The 19,676-nt window shown below is 60.1% G+C and carries 17 protein-coding genes and 3 tRNA genes; 9 read left to right on the forward strand and 11 right to left on the reverse strand.

The features are described 5' to 3' along the window. The 6 genes from P792_RS27820 to P792_RS27845 all read left to right on the forward strand — a co-directional run. Positions 1-1,981: FUSC family protein (locus tag P792_RS27820; RefSeq protein WP_035439854.1), on the forward strand; the 1,981-nt coding region annotated here is incomplete at its 5' end. Between the two features lie 33 nt (positions 1,982-2,014). Next, positions 2,015-2,209, forward strand: coding sequence for a DUF1656 domain-containing protein (locus tag P792_RS27825; RefSeq protein WP_023978594.1), 195 nt, complete (start codon positions 2,015-2,017; stop codon positions 2,207-2,209). Between the two features lie 13 nt (positions 2,210-2,222). Beyond that, positions 2,223-3,170: an HlyD family secretion protein gene (locus tag P792_RS27830; RefSeq protein ID WP_023978595.1), complete on the forward strand. Its 948-nt coding sequence runs from the start codon at positions 2,223-2,225 to the stop codon at positions 3,168-3,170. A 70-nt stretch (positions 3,171-3,240) separates the two neighbouring features. Next, complete coding sequence (locus P792_RS27835) at positions 3,241-3,792, forward strand: nicotinamidase (protein WP_031240723.1); 552 nt, start codon at positions 3,241-3,243, stop codon at positions 3,790-3,792. A 125-nt stretch (positions 3,793-3,917) separates the two neighbouring features. Next, positions 3,918-5,432 (forward strand): PepSY domain-containing protein, encoded by a 1,515-nt coding sequence (locus tag P792_RS27840; RefSeq protein ID WP_023978597.1) that lies wholly within the window; start codon positions 3,918-3,920, stop codon positions 5,430-5,432. 15 nt (positions 5,433-5,447) lie between these two features. Further along, the gene (locus P792_RS27845; protein ID WP_023978598.1) at positions 5,448-6,434 is read left to right on the forward strand and encodes a DMT family transporter; all 987 of its coding nucleotides are present in this window, start codon (positions 5,448-5,450) and stop codon (positions 6,432-6,434) included. A gap of 43 nt (positions 6,435-6,477) precedes the next feature. On the opposite strand, the gene P792_RS27850 is transcribed toward P792_RS27845, so the two are convergent. The 7 genes from P792_RS27850 to P792_RS27880 form a co-directional block, all read right to left on the reverse strand. Next, a complete protein-coding gene (locus P792_RS27850; RefSeq protein WP_197669055.1) occupies positions 6,478-6,864 on the reverse strand; it encodes a response regulator in 387 nt (128 codons plus the stop codon). Then, complete coding sequence (locus P792_RS27855) at positions 6,861-8,795, reverse strand: GAF domain-containing protein (RefSeq protein ID WP_200863472.1); 1,935 nt, start codon at positions 8,793-8,795, stop codon at positions 6,861-6,863. Before P792_RS27855 ends, P792_RS27850 begins: the two co-directional genes overlap by 4 nt. A gap of 172 nt (positions 8,796-8,967) precedes the next feature. Next, positions 8,968-11,928, reverse strand: coding sequence for a ligand-binding sensor domain-containing diguanylate cyclase (locus P792_RS27860; RefSeq protein WP_152530187.1), 2,961 nt, complete (start codon positions 11,926-11,928; stop codon positions 8,968-8,970). A 532-nt stretch (positions 11,929-12,460) separates the two neighbouring features. Beyond that, positions 12,461-12,537 (reverse strand) — tRNA-Arg (locus P792_RS27865). 24 nt (positions 12,538-12,561) lie between these two features. Beyond that, positions 12,562-12,638, reverse strand: a tRNA-Pro gene (locus P792_RS27870). A gap of 113 nt (positions 12,639-12,751) precedes the next feature. After that, a complete protein-coding gene (gene gpt / locus P792_RS27875; RefSeq protein WP_023978602.1) occupies positions 12,752-13,237 on the reverse strand; it encodes a xanthine phosphoribosyltransferase in 486 nt (161 codons plus the stop codon). After that, positions 13,237-13,590 (reverse strand): hypothetical protein, encoded by a 354-nt coding sequence (locus tag P792_RS27880; RefSeq protein WP_031240730.1) that lies wholly within the window; start codon positions 13,588-13,590, stop codon positions 13,237-13,239. The genes gpt and P792_RS27880 overlap by 1 nt, the downstream gene beginning before the upstream one ends. A gap of 164 nt (positions 13,591-13,754) precedes the next feature. Between P792_RS27880 and P792_RS27885 the strand changes: the two genes are divergently transcribed. Further along, positions 13,755-15,017, forward strand: coding sequence for an MFS transporter (locus tag P792_RS27885; RefSeq protein ID WP_023978604.1), 1,263 nt, complete (start codon positions 13,755-13,757; stop codon positions 15,015-15,017). Between the two features lie 19 nt (positions 15,018-15,036). Here the strand turns inward: P792_RS27885 and P792_RS27890 are convergent. Continuing rightward, positions 15,037-15,112, reverse strand: a tRNA-Asn gene (locus tag P792_RS27890). An 83-nt stretch (positions 15,113-15,195) separates the two neighbouring features. Between P792_RS27890 and P792_RS27895 the strand changes: the two genes are divergently transcribed. Then, positions 15,196-16,203, forward strand: coding sequence for an ABC transporter substrate-binding protein (locus P792_RS27895; protein WP_023978605.1), 1,008 nt, complete (start codon positions 15,196-15,198; stop codon positions 16,201-16,203). 162 nt (positions 16,204-16,365) lie between these two features. Here the strand turns inward: P792_RS27895 and rnhA are convergent, their stop codons facing one another. From rnhA to ispH, 3 genes are read right to left on the reverse strand one after another with little or no spacing between them, the layout of a single operon-like run. Further along, complete coding sequence (gene rnhA / locus P792_RS27900; protein WP_023978606.1) at positions 16,366-16,842, reverse strand: ribonuclease HI; 477 nt, start codon at positions 16,840-16,842, stop codon at positions 16,366-16,368. Next, the gene (thrB, locus tag P792_RS27905; RefSeq protein WP_023978607.1) at positions 16,835-17,797 is read right to left on the reverse strand and encodes a homoserine kinase; all 963 of its coding nucleotides are present in this window, start codon (positions 17,795-17,797) and stop codon (positions 16,835-16,837) included. The genes rnhA and thrB overlap by 8 nt, the downstream gene beginning before the upstream one ends. Positions 17,798-17,842: 45 nt before the next feature. Continuing rightward, positions 17,843-18,856 (reverse strand): 4-hydroxy-3-methylbut-2-enyl diphosphate reductase, encoded by a 1,014-nt coding sequence (ispH, locus tag P792_RS27910; RefSeq protein ID WP_023978608.1) that lies wholly within the window; start codon positions 18,854-18,856, stop codon positions 17,843-17,845. A gap of 237 nt (positions 18,857-19,093) precedes the next feature. Here ispH and P792_RS27915 point away from each other — a divergent pair, with 237 nt between their 5' ends. Continuing rightward, positions 19,094-19,660 (forward strand): hypothetical protein, encoded by a 567-nt coding sequence (locus P792_RS27915; protein ID WP_023978609.1) that lies wholly within the window; start codon positions 19,094-19,096, stop codon positions 19,658-19,660. Positions 19,661-19,676 lie beyond the last annotated feature (16 nt).

The raw sequence follows: 19,676 nt of genomic DNA on the forward strand, positions 1-19,676 counted from the left end.
GTCCGGCTGGATCGGTTTTTCCCTGCGCAGCTGGGCGGCAGTCTGCCTCGCCCTTGCCACCGCCTTCTGGGCGCAGCTCGACTCCCCCGCTGGTGCCGCCGTCACCGTCATGATCATTACCCAGCCCCTGCGCGGACAGGCCCTTTCCAAGGCGCTCTACCGGCTGGTTGGCACAGCCCTTGGCGTGGGGGCTTCCATCCTGCTCATCGCCTGTTTCAGCCAGGATCGCGGCATGATGCTGGGTGGATGCGCGCTGTGGCTGGCAGGCTGCACCTATATCGGGTCGCTGGAACGCCATTTCCGTTCCTATGGTGCGCTGCTCGCCGGTTACACGATCGCTCTGGTCGCCATCAACGTGATCGACACACCGCAGAATGTGTTTGACGTCGCCCTTTCCCGCGCAAGCTGTGTCGCAATCGGCATCGCCTCTGTGGCCTTCGTCAACATGCTTACCGGCTCACCCAAGGCGTGGCAGAAACTGGCGGATAGTCTTGAGGCCAAGGCGGGTCAGATCCGGGCTTTCGGACGCGACGCCATGCGGGGCGATTCCGTGCCTGATGCGATGGAGACCACCGCCATCGCAGGCGAGATTCTTTCGCTCTCGGCCCAGATTACCTATGCCCGTACCGAGATCGACCGCTCAACGCGGCGTACCGCCGGGGCGCGTCTCGCGATCATCGGCATGCTCACAGTCCTCGGCTCAGGACGCGCCATCGCCCATATCCTGCGTCACAAGAGTGTCTCGGCTCTCGCGCATCGTCACGTGCTGGCATGGCACGAGTTACGTGAGGACAATAGCGACCGTTACGAGACGGTTGGCTCCCTGATGGACGCCATGCAGGCCGAAGCACCGGATTATCACCCCGACGCCCATGATGCGCATTTTCTGGAGCGCAGCGCCGTCATGCTGAGCAACCGGCTTCATATTGCAACGGGCATCGATACGCTGCAGCACGCCACCCCGGCAGGGAACGCCCTCAAACTGGCACAGCTTGGCCAGCATGCCGATCATGTCGCCGCGTTTATCAACGCGCTACGGGTCCTGTTGGGATTCTCGATCACCGCCGGGCTTTGCATCGCCAGCGATCAGCCTGCCTCCATGGCGGCTCTGTCACAGGCCGCGCTGATCTTGACTCTGGCGTCGACCGCACTCGACACCTCCCAATTCGGCATGGGTGCAATACTCGGCCTCTCATTGGCCGTGGCTGTGGCCATCGTCATGAATTATTTCGTGCTTCCGCATATCGCTGCTTTCGGTGCGCTGGCCCTGGTTTTTCTGCCCCACACGATCTTTGCCTGCGTCATGCTGATGAACGCCCGTACCAGCGCCATCGGGTTCAATTACGGGGCGTTTTTCCCAATCATCCTCGGTCTCAGCAATCATCAGGATTACGACCCGCTCGCCTTCATCTCGCGCAATATTTTCTATCTGATCTCGGGTGTCGTTGCCTTCGTCATTCTGGTCCTGCTGTTCCCTCCCACGCCCAAAAGCCGGCGTTTTCGTATCGCTGCCTCAATCGGTCAGGATCTTGAGGCCCAGCTGCATGGAAACGGGAAGCCAGCCGGGGCGCGTTTGCTCAGCCTCAAATATGACAGGCTCGCGCAATTGCTGACCTGGACAAAACGCATGGACGCGCATCGCCGCGTCAACCGCCATGTCTTCAATCGCCTTGTCATGCTGGAGGACCTCGCCACCACTCTGGCGCGGGTGCGTCATTATCTGGATGAGGCTGCGGCCTCGCCGTGCCTGCGCCTTCTCGCCACTGAAGCACATGGGCTGATCAACACTGCTTCGTTTCCCACCCTTGGCCATGCCCTGCCACAAATCAGCAACCGCTTTCTCGATATCGCGCGCACGGCCCGCGACCATGAGCGCAATCTGGCCGTGCTCTGCGCGGGCAGTCTTGAGGCTGTGCGGTCCACACTTGAGGATAATCGCTCGACCTTGCGCCATTTCGGCCTGGGGCGTCGGCGATGGTAGGCGGGATTTCCACACGCAACACGGGTGATGGGTATGAGTGAAGTCATCGACCTCGAAGGCGTTCTCGTCTCGGCCTTTGTCGCCAATCTGTTTCTCGCTCTCCTCACGCTGGCCATTGTGCGCTGGTGCTTCGGCCGTCTCAATCTGTGGCGTTTTTTCTGGAATCCGCCACTCGCGCAATTCGGTCTGCTTGTCTGTCTGCTTGGCCTTTATACCTGGCTTTTGTGAAGGTAATCCGCTCGTGCTCGCTCGCGCCTCCCGCCTGATCCGGTGGTTCATCACTCTGTCGATCCTTGTGGTCGCCGGGATCGTTATCGTGATCCTGTGGGATTACTATACCGCAGCCCCCTGGACCCGTAACGGGCAGGTCCGCGCGCAGGTCGTGAACATGGCGCCGCGTGTTTCAGGCGAAATTATCGAGGTTCGGGTGCAGGATAACGAATTCGTACATCGGGGCGACGTGCTCTATGTCATCGATCCTTTCGACTTCAAGGTGCGTGTCGCCTCCGCCGAGGCCAATCTGGCCGAGCGCAAGGCCGATCTCGATTTCAGGAATTCGCAGTTCCAGCGGCGTCGGATCATCCCGGGGGTTGCTGTATCGGGCGAGGAAAAACAGCAATATGCCGCCGCCGCCGCTCAAGCCCGTGCCCAGTATGATGCCGCTCAGGCAGCCCTCAGACAGGCCCGCATCGATCTGGAGCGGACGATCGTGCATAGTTCGATCGATGGCTACGTGACAAACCTGCTCATGCGGCCCGGCGATTTTGCCACAGCCGGTCATGTGAATATCCAGATCATCGATTCCGCCTCCTACTGGGTTGACGGCTATTTCGAGGAGACCAAGGTCCATAATATCGAGATCGGCGACCCTGTCCGGATGGACCTTATGGGCGGCCATCATCCTGTTTTCGGCCATGTCGAGAGCATTACCCGCGGCATTTCAAGCATGAATGCCTCGACTGCAACACAGGGCCTGCCGTCGGTGGACCCGGTCTATACATGGGTAAGGCTCGCACAGCGTATTCCGGTGCGTATCCATATCGACAAGCTCCCGCCTGACCTGCATCTGGCAGCGGGCATGACGGCCACCGTCACGATTGTCTCCGAAAACGGCCACAGGCGGCACATGTCCACAAAGGACGCGCTTCATCATTTCGGAGACGACATGCGTCATGTTATCGGCCATTAGGAAAGCGGAATGATGCGATGGCACGCAGGCGCCTAGCCTTCTGGAGAAACAGGGAGCCACCGGAGTGACCATGCGAAAAGCCCTCCTCCTGATTGACGTACAGAACGATTTTCTACCCGGCGGCGCACTCGGCGTGCCCAATGGCGATGCGATTTTCCCGGCAATCGACACGCTTCTGTCTCTTGATTTTGCAGCTGTTATCGCCAGCCGTGACTGGCACCCGCCTGAACACTGCTCTTTCACGCCCTATGGCGGCCCCTGGCCCGTTCACTGCGTAGCAGGCACGAGAGGGGCCGATTTTTCTCCCCGCCTGAACCAGAGCCGACTCAGCCATATCGTCCATAAGGGGCTGGATATTGCCTGTGATTCCTACTCGGCCTTTTTCGATAACGATCAGGTCCACGCCACCGGGCTTGAAGGCCTCCTGCGCGGGCTCGATATCGGGCATGTCACGCTTTGCGGCCTAGCGCTCGATTACTGTGTTGCCACTACGGCCCGGGATGCGCGGCGGCTTGGCCTCGCAACTGATATCGCGCTCCCTGCCTGTCGCGGCATTGCCCCTGACCCTGCCGCCTGCCTGAAGGAACTGCGCATGCTTGGCGTGAACCTCATCGAGGCCTGAGCAGGCGGCATTGATGCAGCGCCGCACGATACAGGCGTCTTGTCAGGGCGATCACGAGGCGGCAGGTAAAAGTCGCCTCCCTCTGCTTTTATCCGGATCGACCATGCGCCCGCGCCTCCTTCATCATGACTGACCGCGCGAAGCAATGGCGAAAAAAAGCCGTTCGAGCGGCGTTTCTGATTCATCGCTGGCTGGGTATTGGCCTTGGCGCGCTGATGCTTCTCTGGTGCCTGTCCGGGATGGTCATGCTCTGGAAACCCTGGCCCCAGCCAGACGAGCAGCTTGCCAGACTGGCACATGAGCCTCTCCGGTTTGATCGCCCTCCTGTGCTTCCGGATCTGCATGGTTCCTATCGGCAGTTCCGGCTGGTTATGGCCGGCTCTGTCCCGGTTTTGCAGGTCATGGACGACAAGGCAGAAAGCCGGAATTACGACCTGCGCACAGGCCAGATTCTGGGCCCTAAGGATATTTATCCCGACCCTGCCGCTCTGGCGGAGGTAGCTGGCCGCTATGCTGCGCTGGAGGGCGAAACCGTCCCACCCGTTTTCAGAGGTCTACGCCGCGTAGATCAATGGATCCTGAATACCAAAGGCCATGATGCAGGGTTCTATCGCTTCGATTTCGACAGCCCGCGCCACACGATCCTCTATCTCTCTCCGCTGACGGGCGATGTCGTACAGGCCACCACCCGCAAGACACGGTTCTGGTCATGGCTTGGCGCTATCCCCCACTGGCTGTATTTTTCACAACTGCGCCGTCACCCGGTCATCTGGTCGGACACGCTCATTGTCCTGTCAGGCCTTGGCGTCACCCTGACCACGCTCGGGCTCTGGATCGGTCTGCGCCGCTTCCGGGTCGGGCGTCGTCTCTCACCCTATCGCGGCACGCATCTCATTCATCATGCTACCGGGTCGGTGTTCGGGCTCTTCCTCCTGTCATGGATCCTGACCGGGTTTCTCAGCATGAACCCGGCGGGGCTGATGGCTCACAAGCCCTCCCCCCTCTGGATGTCCCAATGGCGCGGTACACTGCCCGCCTCGGCAGTGGAAGAGACAGTTGCGGCACTTACCCGCGTACCCCATCAGTCGTTTCGCGACATTCTTGCCCTACCCGGCGTGCATGGAACGAGACTTTTGGTGACAGACGCAGAGGGCAACCCGCAGCGGCTGGATCTGACGCTCGCTCCCTCACCCCTCACCGCGTCGGAACTTGTCGATACAATGGCTCAGACGGGCACAGCGGCTGAGGTAACGCTCTTACAGAACGATGATGCCTATTATTTCTCGACGCATCACAAACGCCGCGTCTTCCCGGTTTTTCGTCTCATCGGAAAAGACAGGGCAAGACTCTATCTCGATGCCCGGTCAGGCGAGGCGCTGCTACGTATCGACACAGCAGAAAAAGGCTCACGCTGGGTCATCTATGGTCCCCATGATCTCGATTTCTTTTCTTGGCTGCGTGAGCCAGACGCACGGCTTTGGATCATTCTGCCTCTGCTCTGCGGTGTCAGCCTGATATGCCTGTCTGGACTGTGGATCGGCGTGCAGCGCTGCCGGCATCGACGCCACAGCCCGGCGAGGCTTGACCGTGCAACACGTAACAGATCAGGAAGAAAGCCACGCCGCCATGCAAGATCGTGATGCAAGAGAGCCAAGATGACACACCCTTCCGCCACACAGCCTGACCGACAAGCCTATCCCCTGGGTATTTTATGCGGTGCAGGCGCAGGGGCCCTGTGGGGACTGGTTTTTCTCGCCCCTGAGCTGGTGCGTCATTTCTCGCCGCTTTATCTCGCTGCCGGGCGCTACCTCGCCTATGGCGTTATTGCACTGGTCCTGATTGGCGCGCGATTGCCCGCGCTATGCCGGATTCTTGCCGCTCGTGACTGGAGCACATTGTTTCGTCTCTCGTTTCTGGGGAACAGTTTCTACTATATCATGTTGTCCATGGCCGTGCAGAAGGGCGGGATTGCCCTGACTTCCCTTGTCATAGGGTTTATGCCTGTGGCCGTAACGATCATCGGCAGTCGCGACAGCGATGCCCCGCCGCTGCTCAAACTCGCGCCATCGCTGTTCTTCTGCATGATCGGCGCTTTCTGCATCGGCTGGCAGGCCCTGTTTCAGGTAGATCTGTCGCCGGGAATTCCGGGGCACAACCCTGTTCTCGGCCTTGCATGCGCCTGCGCTGCACTGGCCTCCTGGACCGGCTTTGCTGTCGGGAACAGTCGCGCCCTTGCGCGCCTCGATCATGTCTCAGCACATGACTGGAACCTACTTACGGGGATCATGACCGGCGCCCAAGCTCTTGTGCTCCTTCCTGCCGCCATCCTGAGCGACCCGGCGCAGCATAGCCATCATGACTGGCTTGTTTTCTGGGCAGTTTCGGCGGGAGTGGCCTTTATCGCTTCGGTCTGTGGCAATGCCTTGTGGAACCGCATGAGCCGGTTGCTACCGCTCACCCTCACCGGGCAAATGATCCTGTTCGAGACGCTTTTTGCGCTGATCTACGGGTTTGCGTGGGAGCAGCGCTTGCCACGCCCGCTGGAGATCGGCTCCTTCGTGTTTATCATCGCCAGCGTCTTGTCATGTGTCGCCGCGCATCGTCGTCCCGCCCCAGTGGCCGTAACTGAACAGGCGATGTAATGCCTGTCCGGCTGATCCGTCAGGAAAATCACGGCGTACACTTTTAGGCGAAGAGGGTCAGGGCTTCCTTCACGCGCTGCTCGTTCAGCGGTTTGGGCAGGAATCTGGCCCGTGCCGGAAAGGTCGCGAGCTGGGGTACGCCGCGACCACTTGTCACAATAATCTCGATGGGCGGCCAGCGATCACGGACGAGGGCAGCCAGACGTAATCCGTCCATGCTGCCAGGCATGTCCACATCGGCCAGAACGATACGGATGTCAGGTCGGGTTTCCAGAACAATCAGGGCCTGATCGGCATCCGAGGCCTCCGCCACAGCGTAACCGGCTTCCTCGACCATATCCATCAGACACATGCGCTGCAGCGGCTCGTCCTCCACAACCAGTACGGTAGGGAAACCTGACGTCTTGCCCGATATCGCGTGCGCCATCATGTCCTCATGATCTTTTCTGCATCGGCCCGGAAACTGGCCGACAGACCTTCAGGCTCATAGCGCAGCGCAACGCCGCCCGTTCCAATCAAACCAAAGGAAATAAGGCGTGAGCCAAATCCGCCACGTACTGGCTTGGCGGCAGGTGGACCGTAGCGCTCCCGCCAGTTCAATACGAGTTCGCCGCCCCCGGTCTGGCACTCGATCTCCCAGTCAATCTCGATCTCGCCTTCAGGCACTGAAAGCGCCCCGTGCTTGCAGGCATTGGTGGTCATTTCGTGGATCAGAAGCGCCGTAGACATCGCCGCACGCGAGCCCAGGCGGATGACAGGCCCCGACAGGCGGCATCGCTCATCCATACTGGCATCGCGCAGGATATTGGCGATCAGATCGCCAAGATGGGCGGCGCGCTGGTCATCACCATGCAGCAGGTCATGAGCGCGCCCCAGTGACTGCAGCCGTTCATAGAAGCGCGTGGCGTCCTCTTTTGAGAGCGCATCACGCAGGGTCATTCGGGCAACCGCCTGCACCATTGCCAGCGTATTGCGCAGACGATGGGCTATCTCGCCATTGACCACTGCCTGCATCTCGTCAGCACGACGCCGCGCTATGGCCACCTCCAGACGGTCTGCCGCGTTATGCAGCCAGTGAATCTCATCCGCACCCCACTCATGCGGGTGAGAGAAATGCACCAGCATGAGTGCCACGTTGCGACCGTCCTCACGCACCGGAATATTGATCACGCCGCGCGCGCGCAGGGCCAGCCAGCCAGCACTCTCATCAGCCGTGCGCGGATCGGTCAGGATATCGTCGATCACGAGCGCTTCGCCGGCGAGAAGCGTCTCGCGCAGTCTGCCGTAATCATCAAAGCGATAACGCCCCTTGATGGAGGGCATCCCCTCTACCGCCCATCCCTCACTGACAGTCAGGGTTTCGATTTCGTGGTCGAGCTCGCCATAAGTGGCCCGATCGGCGTCGAACGCCTCACCGACAACCGCCATGGCCCGGCATATCATAACCTCGACATCCCGTTCGTCCCGCAACACATCCCCAAGCGCAATGAGGCCGGTCTGTCGCTTTTCCGCCGCGACCTGAGCGGTAATTTCCCGAAAGGTGAGTGAAAAGAAGTCCTGCCCCACAGGGTAGAACGTTCCCTCGAACCAGCGACGCAAGGTGCGTACTTCCTGTACGAAGGACACAGGGCGGTTTTCATCGACTGCCTGCGCCGCGAGGGAAATCCAGCGTGGCTCAACCCCCGGGAAGATATCGCGGCATGTCTTGTTGATGGCATCGGTTGCCGCAATGCCAAGATGGCGCTCCCAGGCCGGGTTGACATCCTGATATCGCCAGTCAAACACCTGCCCTTCCTCATCACGCATGAGTTTTGCGAGAATATAGCCCTCGTTCATGGTCTGGATGAGGCTGCGCCAATGCATCTGTGCCCGATCATGGGCCATGCTCTGACGACGCAGTTCCAGCAGATCGACCACCAGACGCGCCAGCTTTTCGAGCGATGCTCGCTGCACATCGGACAGCCCCCCTGGCTTCGGCGCCGGGTCGAACACCGCGAGCGCCCCGATTGTGCCAAACGGGGTCCGCAGAGGTACGCCCGCGTAAAACCGCAGATAAGGCGCCTCGACCACGAGCGGGTTGCGATCAGTGCGGGGATCAAGCCGGAGATCCTCGATCTCGATGATTGAGTCCGTGGCGACCACCATGCCGCAAATGGCATGGTCAAGATCAGTCTGGCACAGGCCGATCCCCTGACGGGCCTTGAACCACTGGCGATCCCTGTCGATCAGACTCACGACGCCAGAGCGGGTTTCGCAGATCTGGCTGGCGAGCGCGACCAGATCATCATAGCCACGCTCAGGTGGCGTATCGAGAATGTCATAGGCACGCAGCCCATGCGGTGTCGCCATCTTATCAACCATACCCGGTTCCATGCACCTCAGGTCCGGAATGCCCGCAGGATCATTCCGGCTTACGGCTTCAAGCTTGTGCGACAACTGAACTAAGCGGAGGAATGCGACCATACGGTGTTACATGCCCAATGGACAACCATTGTTTGTTTACGTTTTGGCCTCGCTCGCTTCCCACCCGTGATCAGCCGTTGTGGATTCGATCGCGCCCCGCGTTCTTGGCTCCATAGAGCAGCAGATCAGCGCGTTTCATAAGCGTCTTGATCGTATCACCAGCTTCAAAGCGGGTCAGCCCTGCGCTGAAGGTAACCAACCCAGTAGACCGTGAGATTTCCCAATCGGTCTTTTCATGAAAAGCCTCACGTACACCGTCGAGACGGGCTATGGCCGTCTCCAATGTCTGGGCAGGCAGGAGAATCCCGAACTCCTCCCCCCCGATACGGGCCACCATGTCAGCTGGATGGGTATGGGTCTCGAGTACGTGGGCGACCTGCCGCAGAACCTGATCCCCCGTCTGGTGGGAATAGGTATCATTGATCGCCTTGAAATGATCGATATCGACAATCGCCAGACAGAAATCAGGGCCACCGGCATTGGCCCCTGTCAGCATTTTCTCCACCGCCTCATCGAAGGCGCGCCGGTTGTAAACCCCGGTCAGGGCATCTTCACGCGCCTGTCGGGCAGTCAGGTCGATCTGTATTTCCAGACGCGCCAACAAGGCATCTTTTTCCCTCGTCTGGGCCTCAAGATCGGTCGTGCGAGACCGGATGACGCGCGCCAGACGATTTGCCTCCGCCCGGTAGCTCCAGACAATGCCCCAGTAGGACAGTGCGATGACGATGCAGAGCGCTACCGCACAGGAGACCCAGAACTGGCGCCTCTGCCACCATTTGGGATCGATCACGAAGCGCACCAGCGTCACAGGTCGGGGCCATACCTGCCCTGGATGCGCGGCCGAGGTGGTGAGAGTGTAAGCGCCGGGGGGGAGCGATGTCAGTTCGAGCGTGCGCGAACGTCCGGTTGTCGTCCAGGCACTCCCTGCCCCCGTGATCGTGGTGCGGAAAAGGATTTCTTTGGGTGCGATATAGCTTGGTGCCGTGTAGCGTATGGTCAGGTTATGACGCGACGGTACATGCAAAACGTCACCCTTGCGCAGATTAAGAATATCGCGCCCGTCCAGAGCCACGCCGTCGAGTGCGACAGGGGGTGGGGGTGGTTTAACGAGAAATTTGTCGAAGCTGTTCGTGTCGGTTCTGGCTAGACCGATGGCCGTTGCGATCCAGAGCGTTCCATCCCGTGCAAGCACGGCACTGGGCTGCGCGCTTCCGCTGGCCTGACTGCTGCTAAGCCCGTTGGTCTCGTCCAGCTGGATATAACTCAGGGCCTTGCGTCTGCCATCGGCCACGGCCTCCAGATCTGTCAGCGCGATGCGGAAAAGGCCTCGATTGCTGGTGAGCCAGAGATAACCCCTGTTATCCCGAATCAGGGTGAACACTGAGTCGACAGGCAGCCCGGCATCACGCCCGATATGGGTCATTGTCCCCTGACGATAGCGATAGAGCCCACGATCAGTGGTCAGCCAGAGATCGTCACCAATGGCAACGAAGCCGAAAATCGTGTGGGCCCCATCGACCCCGCTGAAGCGTGTGGCACGAACCTTGCCGTCACGGATGACCCGCACACCATCAAGCGTTCCGATCCAGAGCGTATCACCCTTGGTGAAAATGGCAGTGATCAAGCCACTCAATGCCTTGGAAGCCGCGTAACGCTCTACTTTGTCATCCGGCATCAGTCGGAACAAGCCGCGCTGTGTCCCGACAATCAGGCTATGACTACCGTCAAAAGCCAGCGCGCGCACATTGCCTGCAGGCAGGCCGCTTGCACTGTCCAGATGGCGTATGGTTCCATCCGGCGCTAAGGCAAAAAGCCCGTCTGCATAGGTGCCGAGCCAGACCGTGCCGTCATGATCCTCGATACTCGACAACACCTCGGGCTGATGCCCCGAACGCGTCGGCAGATACATGGTCTCGGGCGAATCTCCCTTGATGATACGCGACACTCCACCATCTGTTCCGACCCATAATGCACCGGTATGATCTTCCATGACGGTGCGGACGAAATCACCCGACAACCCGTTATGACGGCGCAGACTGCTGAAGGGTGTTTCCTGCAACCGAAACAGTCCGGCATTGGTGCCAACCCAGATCGACCCCTCTGTATCCTCGGCCAGAGACAGGATACGCCCGCCCGTAGGGTCGAGCGTGTCAGGCATGACCTCCACCCTGTTCCCGCTGAGGCGCAGCAACCCGTGATCCTCGGTGCCTACCCAGAGCGACCCATGCCGGTCCTGGAGCAGTGCGGTAACCCGTCCCTGATCCCTCAGATCATAGGCCAGACGAGGCTTGTTATCAGTTATGGAGAATATGCGGCTGTCCGAGACAATCCAGAATGTGCCGTCCGGCGCGTGATAGGGCCATGACAGCCCATGGGGCAGGTCCCATGACGCCGGAGGCTGACGCACATGGCCATCCTTGTCGCGTATGATGATACCGCTATAGGTGCCGAGCCACAGGGAATCCGAGGCATCGAACGCCATGTTGCGATAAATGCTTGAAAGCGGCTCGTTATGCCCTGGCGTCAGATAATGAAACCTGCCGGAATGGGACATGGTGCCCAGACCGTGATTTTCATAAAGCATCCAGACATCGTCATGCCTATCCACTTTCATCGACTGGACGATTGTCGAGGGCGCGCTGGCCTCATGCGGCCAGAAATGCCAGCTGCCATCGCTGTCATGACGACCGACATCACCACGGGAGTCGCTGAACCACATATCGCCCGCGGCATCGAGAGTCAGCGCACCAATTCCGTTATCGGGCAGGGCCGGATCACTGCCGCGGTTCTGCACGTGAAAATCCAGCCCGTCATAGGAGACGAGACCCTCCCATGTCGCAAACCACATGCGGCCATCAGGTGTCTGAACGATGTCGCGTATGGAATTCTGCGGCAGTCCGTCCTGTGTGGTCCAATGCTTGATGGCGTAATTGCCCAGCGAGGAAACGTCGTCACTGGACGCTGCATGAGCCGAAAAGGCAGGCAAGGCGAGCATTGCCAGACTGCACAGCCCGGCCCGAATCTCGCTCACCCCGGAAACTCGATCGCGCCTGCGTGTAGGAGAGGCAGATTTGTACGGGACCTCAGCCAAGACATGAACACCCGCATGGGCCGGGCCATGAGGGCAATACCTTGCATCGGGTCGTTCGGTCTGTCTGATCGTCGGGCTTCGTCATCTGTCACGTTCATCATGCGGGCAGAGTACGATTCTTATAGCCCTGCCCCCGCCTGGGGAAAAGCATCGAGAGCATCCTGCAGCTCGACGTTGCCTTTTCGCAACGCTGCTGCAGATGGGGTTGAGATGAGGCATCCGAACAGCATCTCATGGCAAGACCATCCCCATAGTCGGACCCGGAGATCTACTGGCCAGACGCGCCAGAAGCATTGCGGGTGGCCCTGCAAAAAGCTGATCTGATGGGGCAGCGCCGCGATTGCAGCAAGTTTCGACGATGTTTGCACAAGTCGACTGCTCTGTGGTCGAGACTGACATAATCTCCTGACCTGACGACAGAAGATGCAAGCTTTGAAACCTGAGAGAAGGACCACATACGGATAAAGGGGGGTGGCGCGCCCTGCTGGATTCGAACCAGCGACCCACAGCTTAGAAGGCTGTTGCTCTATCCAACTGAGCTAAGGGCGCGTATCGCCATACCCTTGGTGGTGGTGGTCGGGGCGCCCGGACTCGAACCGGGGGCCTCTTGTACCCAAAACAAGCGCGCTACCAGGCTGCGCCACGCCCCGAACGCGCGGACCCTACCGCAACTCGCGGCAGGGTGAAAGGTGCACTCTCGAAAAAACTGAAGAATTATCCGAGGTTACGCCCAGAAGTTGCGCGCCCAAGTTAGGTGCCCAGTTCAAGCGCCTAGGTTGCGGGCCAGCGGCGGTACGAAAAGCGGCGCCGTGTCCCACGGGAAGAGCACCCAGGTATCTTGTGCCACTTCCATCACATACTGATCGGTATGGGGCTTGCCGTTGGGTTTGGCGTAAAGGCAGGCAAAATGCGCTTTGGGGAGCACATCGCGCACGACCTTGGCCGTCTCACCGGAATCGACCAGATCATCGATTACCAGAAAGCCCTCGCCGTCACCGGCAGCAATCGGGGCTTTCACCACGCGGGGTTCCTTCTGGTCTTGCGCGCTTTCGCCCGAATAGCTGATGACCGAGATGGATTCGACAAGACGGCAATCGAGCTCACGCGCGATAATGGCCGCCGGGATAAGTCCGCCCCTTGTGACGGCTACGATGCCCTTGAATTCGCCGCGCGCCATCAGGGCCGAAGCGAGGGTGCGGGCATCGCGGTGCAGCTGGTCCCAGGTGACGGTTGCGTAGTTGGTAGCCATCAGAACAGTTTTCCTCCATCTGGCACCCGGTGGTCCGGGCAGATCAGCACCATGTCGCCGGAGCGATCAGGCATGCCGAGCGCCAGCACTTGATTGACGGTCGTGTTTTGCAGTTGCGGGTTAACCACAGCGCAAACCTGCCTGCCAACCAGCTGCGGTGCCTTGTAGTTTCTTGCCAGGGTCATTGTGGCACGACGGACACCCAGATGGGCGCCGAAATCGATCCAGAGCAGCGTCTTGCCCCCCTCTTCCTGCGCCGAGGCGATGGTCCCGACACGTATATCGGGCTGAACGGCCCCTGCCTGCACCGGGGCCGGAGACGATTCGGGGGCAATGTCGCTGTCTGAAGTCATGCGGCGGAACCTGCCTGCGCAACCCGTGAAATGCAATCGCGCAATCACCATGCTGCGCGGGCATTCTGACGCTTGCTATGGGGCAAAAACCTGCGCGAAGGTGTGCTGCCGATTTTCATACACAACATTGCTGGATTGCGGGCGCTGTCTATAGTGATTACGCCATGCCAGAGCCCCTTTCTCCCGACGCTTCGCCCCCTCCTCCCTCCGACGCGCTGCGCGATATCATCGGGCTCAAGCCCTTTCTCGCCAGTCGCACGCTCTCTGCCCTGTCTGCACAGGTGCTTGCCGTGGCGGTTGCCTGGCAAACCTATGCCCTGACCCATAGCGTCACGGCGCTTGGCCTTATCGGTCTCGCCCAGTTCCTGCCCATGCTCGCGCTGGTATTCATCTCGGGCCATGTAGCCGATCGCTATAATCGCAAGCGTATCGTGCAGATCTGTCAGGCAATCGAGGTGTGCGGTGCACTTCTCATGGCCTTCGCCACCATGACGGGCCAGTTGGCGCCTTGGGCCCTCTATGCGCTCGTCGCGTGTTTCGGAGCACTTCGGTCCTTCGAAGGGCCCTGCCAGCAGACCTTTCTGCCTTCGATCGCCACTCCGGCACAGTTCCCTCGGGCGGCGGCGCTGTCATCCTCCCTGTTCCAGACAGCCTCGATTATTGGCCCGTCTCTGGGTGGCTTGCTGTACGGCATGGGCGCGGATTTCTGTTACCTGACCTGCGCCTGTGGTTTTGCCATCGCGCTGGTCTCGACCTCGTTGCTCAGGCTGAAGCCCTATGTGGGCAATCGTTCGCCGATGAGCCTTGAATCGCTGTTCGGCGGTATTGCCTTCCTCAAGCGTCGCCGCGACCTGCTGGGGGCAATCTCGCTCGATCTGTTCGCAGTGCTGCTGGGTGGGGCAACAGCAATGTTGCCTGTCTATGCCGATGATATCCTGCATCTTGGCCCCATAGGACTGGGCATACTCCGGGCTTCACCGGCTGTGGGGGCGCTCATGGGCTCGCTGGTGCTCGCCCGCTATCCGCTCAGATCTTATGCTGGCCCCATCATGTTTGCCTCTGTCGGTATTTTCGGCATCGCCACGATTGTGTTTGGCGTCTCGCATTCCCTCACCCTGTCTGTCCTCTCCCTGGCCGTGCTGGGCGCTGCCGACGTGGTGAGTGTGGTGGTGCGTGGTGCCCTCACACAGCTTGCCACGCCCGATGGCATGCGGGGCCGTGTGTCTGCCGTGAACATGCTGTTTATCGGCTCGAGCAATCAGCTGGGTGAATTCGAGAGCGGTATGCTGGCGACAGCCATCGGCACTGAAGCCGCCGTTGTGGCAGGCGGCATTGGCACGCTTGTCGTCGCGGGGCTCTGGATCAGAATGTTCCCGCGCCTGTGGGCGCTGGATCGCCTAGATACGATCACACCGGATGAAACATGAATTTTGAAGGAAAAATGCCTGGCTCCCGAAGTAGGACTCGAACCTACGACCCAGCGATTAACAGTCGCTTGCTCTACCAACTGAGCTATTCGGGACCGGCGAGGCACTATCTAGCGAAAGCTTTTCATGGGGTAAACCCCCCTCTGTCATTTTTTTTGCATATGGAGTTTTTCTTCTGATGGCAGCGCCCTCCCGCCGACTTGTTCTCATGGGTGCAGGCGGCATCATTCTAGCTACAGTCCTGCAATCACGGCATGTTTTCCATCATCGCACGCAGATCGCGACAGATGGAAAGCCGAGGCGCGTACGCCTCGCCTGGCCCGAATCTGATTATGATCCCCTGCTCTGGCTGTGCCAGCAGGGGCTTTTCGGGCGCTACAATGTGCAGGTCGATATCGTCGAGGTGGGCGGCGGAAACAGTGCGATCGATGCTGTGCAGAACGGTCGCGCCGATGCCGCGCTCAGCCCCCTGCTCGACTGGCTGCCTGCGCTCTATCAGGATGACGCCGAAGATCTGCCGGCGAAACTGGCCTGCGGCGTCAGGGGCGGCAGCTACCGGCTTCTGGTGCGGCGCGACCTGAAGCTGCACAAGGTGGCTGACCTCGCTGGAAAGAAGATTGGTGTCATGAGCCTTGAGGGTGCAGATCGCCGATTCGTCAGCATCCAACTTCGTCGACGCGGGCTGCATCCAACCGATTCGGTCCATTGGGTCGCGATTCCTGCAGACGACATGGCCGATGCCCTGCGCGCAGGGGAGCTGGATGCCGTCGCCGTGCATGACCCGATGGGATGGCGAATCCTGCAACAGACTCAGGGTGTCAGCTGGAACATGCTCGACAGCATGACGGGGGCTGAACGCGAAAGAATCGATCTTACACTCGGTATCGCAACCAGGGCTCTGGCTCAGGACCCCGGCCTCGCTGCCGCTCTCACCGCCGCGCTCAGCGATGCCCAGCACGAATTCCCCGCGCATCGCGACGAACTGGCGTTGCTATGGGACAAGGACAAGGACGCACCGGACGATGCGAAGGGCATGCTGGATCGTGAAATCACCAGCCATCCGGTCACAGGGCATCCGCTTCGAGTGCAGGTCGAGCAATATGTGGACGAGCTCAAGCTGCTCGGCCTGATGCAGGACGCCGATAACGCGACCGACATCGCCCATCGTATCTGCCTGCCCGTCTGATCCGGGGTTTCTGGAAGGCTTGGACGCGCGGGGTAACGCCCCGCTATGCCCGACAGCGTTGTGACCCGGCGAAAACCCGAGACATCGGGTAATCGCTTGTCTACGCGGGACGAGAAAACAGATTTAACAGAGACATGTGTCGGCCAGCGATGGCCGGGGCCATCAGCCCCGCTCGATGGCCTCGCGTCCTGCTGTGGCAAGCTGGTCCACGCGTTCATTATTGACGTTACCGCTATGACCGCGCACCCAGAGCCAGGTCACATGGTGGCGTTTTTCTGCTTCCAGGATACGCTGCCACAAATCCATGTTCTTGACCGGATCACCTGCCGCATTGCGCCAATTGCGCCTCACCCAGCCGGTATGCCAGCGCGTGATGCCATTACGCAGATACTCGCTGTCGGTATGGAGCGTCACATGACAGGGGCGGTTGAGCGCCTCAAGCGCCTCAGCCGCTGCCGTGAGTTCCATGCGGTTATTGGTGGTCTCGAGTTCACCACCCGAAAGCTCACGTTCATGCCCGTTGGCACAGAGCAACGCGCCCCAGCCTCCGGGTCCCGGATTGGGGCGACAACCCCCATCGGTCCAGATCTCGACGTGCGGCGCGCCCTCGGGGAGCGGCGGCTTGGCTGCCTCAGACATGGAGCAACCCCCTCGCATTCTCGCGCCAGGCTCGAAGCCTGTGATGATAGGCCAGCGGGTCCTTGCGCGTGACGATCGCATCCGCTGGCGTGTTGATCCAGTCAAAGAGCCGGGTCAGCAGGAAACGGATGGCTGCCCCCTGAACGAGCGCCGGCATAGCCGCCTTTTCCTCAGCCGCGAGCGGCCGCACGGATTGATAGCCCCCCATCATCCCGGCAATGAGCGCAGGCGAGGCTGTCTGCTCGTCGGGAAAGCACCACGCATTGAGGCAGATCGCCAGATCATAGACATAGAGATCGGTGCAGGCGAAATAGAAATCGATCAGCCCCGAGACGTTGCCGCCCTCAAAAAACACGTTGTCTGGAAAGAGATCCGCATGGATCTGCCCCTGCGGGAGAGTCCCTTCCTGCGGCCATGCTTTCAGCACATCGGCAATGGCAAGCTGAAGCTCTTCAGTCAGGCCCGGATACAGGCTGTCCCCTGCCCCGTGGCAGGAATCGAGCAATGGCTGCCAGGCTTGCGGGCCGAGACTGTTTTCACGACGCGCCCGAAAGCCGTCTCCCAGCAGGTGCAACCGCGCCAGCGCCTGCCCCAGCGAGAAGCACGCTCCCGCTGTGATTGTGGCGATCGGTCGGCCAGTGAGAAAGGTCGTGATGGCCGCCGGACGATCCATAAGGCGCCGCAGGGCAACGCCGTCACGCGCAATCACCGGGGTCGGGCATTTGAGACCACGACGGGCAAGATGCTGCATCAGGCCAAGAAACCAGGGTAGTTCGGCCTCATTCACCCGCTTTTCATACAGGGTGAGGATCGCACGCCCGGCTTCGGTCTCGATCAGATAATTGGTGTTCTCGACACCCTCGGCGATTCCGTCCACGCTCTTGAGCGGACCGAGATCGTATTCCGCCAGAAACGCTTCAAGCGTCTCCGGCGGGATGGTTGTATAGACCGCCATCGATTTAGGCGGACAAAAAAGCGTTCATGCGTGTTCCGCCAGATCTCAGACGGGTTCGCCGAGCGGGCTGGGCAGACGGAACGCCACGTTTTCCTTCTTCACGATACGCTCTTCGATATCGAGCTTGTAGCGCGTCGAGAGAGCATCGACCATTTCCTGAACCAGCGATTCAGGTGCCGAGGCCCCTGCCGTGATCCCGACCGTGGAAACACCTTCAAGCACGCTCCAGTCGAGCGCCGCCAGCTTGGGCACCAGAAGCGCACGCTTGGCGCCAGAACGCTCGGCCACTTCACGCAGGCGCTGCGAATTCGACGAGTTGGGCGAGCCAATCACGATCACCAGGTCGCTCTCCGGCGCAATGGCCTTCACGGCCTCCTGACGATTGGTGGTGGCGTAGCAGATATCTTCCTTCTTCGGCCCTTCGATGAGCGGGAAACGCTCACGCAGGATCGCAACGATCTCTGATGTATCATCCACCGAAAGCGTCGTCTGGGTAATGAAGGCAAGACGCGTCGGGTCGGCGGGCTGGACGGTACGGGCTTCTTCCGCATCGTTGATGAGCGTCACCGCGCCGTTGGGCAGCTGGCCCATCGTGCCGACCACTTCAGGATGGCCTGCATGGCCGATCATGAGGATATGACGGGCATCGGGACCACCACCGGCAAAATGGCGCTCGGCTTCACGATGCACTTTCGAGACCAGCGGGCAGGTCGCATCTAGGTAAAGCAGGTTGCGACGCTGCGCCTCGGCCGGAACCGATTTCGGCACGCCATGCGCCGAAAACACGACATGGCCATCCGCAGGGACCTCGTCGAGCTCTTCAACGAAGATCGCGCCCTGTTCCTCGAGATTCTCGACGACAGTACGGTTATGCACGATCTCGTGGCGGACATAGACAGGAGCGCCATAACGGCGGATGGCTTCTTCCACCACGCGGATGGCCCGGTCCACGCCAGCACAGAAGCCACGCGGCCCGGCCAGAAGAACGCGAAGCGTTTGTGCCCCGGACGCCTGCTCCGAGGTCTCTTGCGGGCGTGAAGTGGTCAAGGTGTCGGGCATGGTGTTCCCCAATCTCACGGCAGGCGGTATATGCGAACAAGCCCCATGGCAGCACGCATGTCAGATGATGCAACGCTTCGCGATATGGGCTCGCATATGGGAGCTACGCAACCCGTTGCCAGTATGCAAGCCCATGATTGATGTGAGGCCGTTATTGCATGATCATTTGGCATTGTGTCGCCACCATACCATACCGGGCTCGGTTTCCGCACCGGTGAATAGACGAGAGCCTTGTTCATGACCAGATATGCCCGCCAGTTCCTCCCTCTCCTCGCCATACTCGGCACGGGCACAGCCCTCACAGCGTGCGATCAGGATGATCAGAGCGCCTTCGCCCCTGTCTGCCCTCCGGTCGAAATCCTGAGTTCGGCAGCCGATTATTATCAGTATGACGGCCACGGACTGGATGCAGGCAGCCTTGTGACCCACGCGGCCATGAGCGGTCTGACCGGCAATTGTGAAGGCGCGCCCAAGAAAACCGTTCGCTCACGCCTCAGCCTGGGCATTACGGTCGAGCGCGGCCCGGCCTCTGATGGCAAGGATATCGTCCTGCCGTATTTCGTGGCCGTGATGCGCGACGGCAAGATCATCGACAAGAAGGAATTCGAGGTTCCTGTCTCGTTTGCCGGCAACCAGTCCACCGTCTCGCTGCGTACGCCGGTACGCATCATCGATGTGCCTGCATCGCCCGATCTGCAGCTGACCAACTACTCCCTGAAGATCGGCTTCCAGCTCAGCCGCGAGCAGCTCGACTACAACCAGACCCATTTGCGCCCGGCAAAGTTCACAGCCCACACGAACTAAACCACACAAATTTCGA

The organism is Asaia sp. SF2.1 (assembly GCF_000505765.1).
GTDB lineage: Bacteria > Pseudomonadota > Alphaproteobacteria > Acetobacterales > Acetobacteraceae > Asaia > Asaia bogorensis.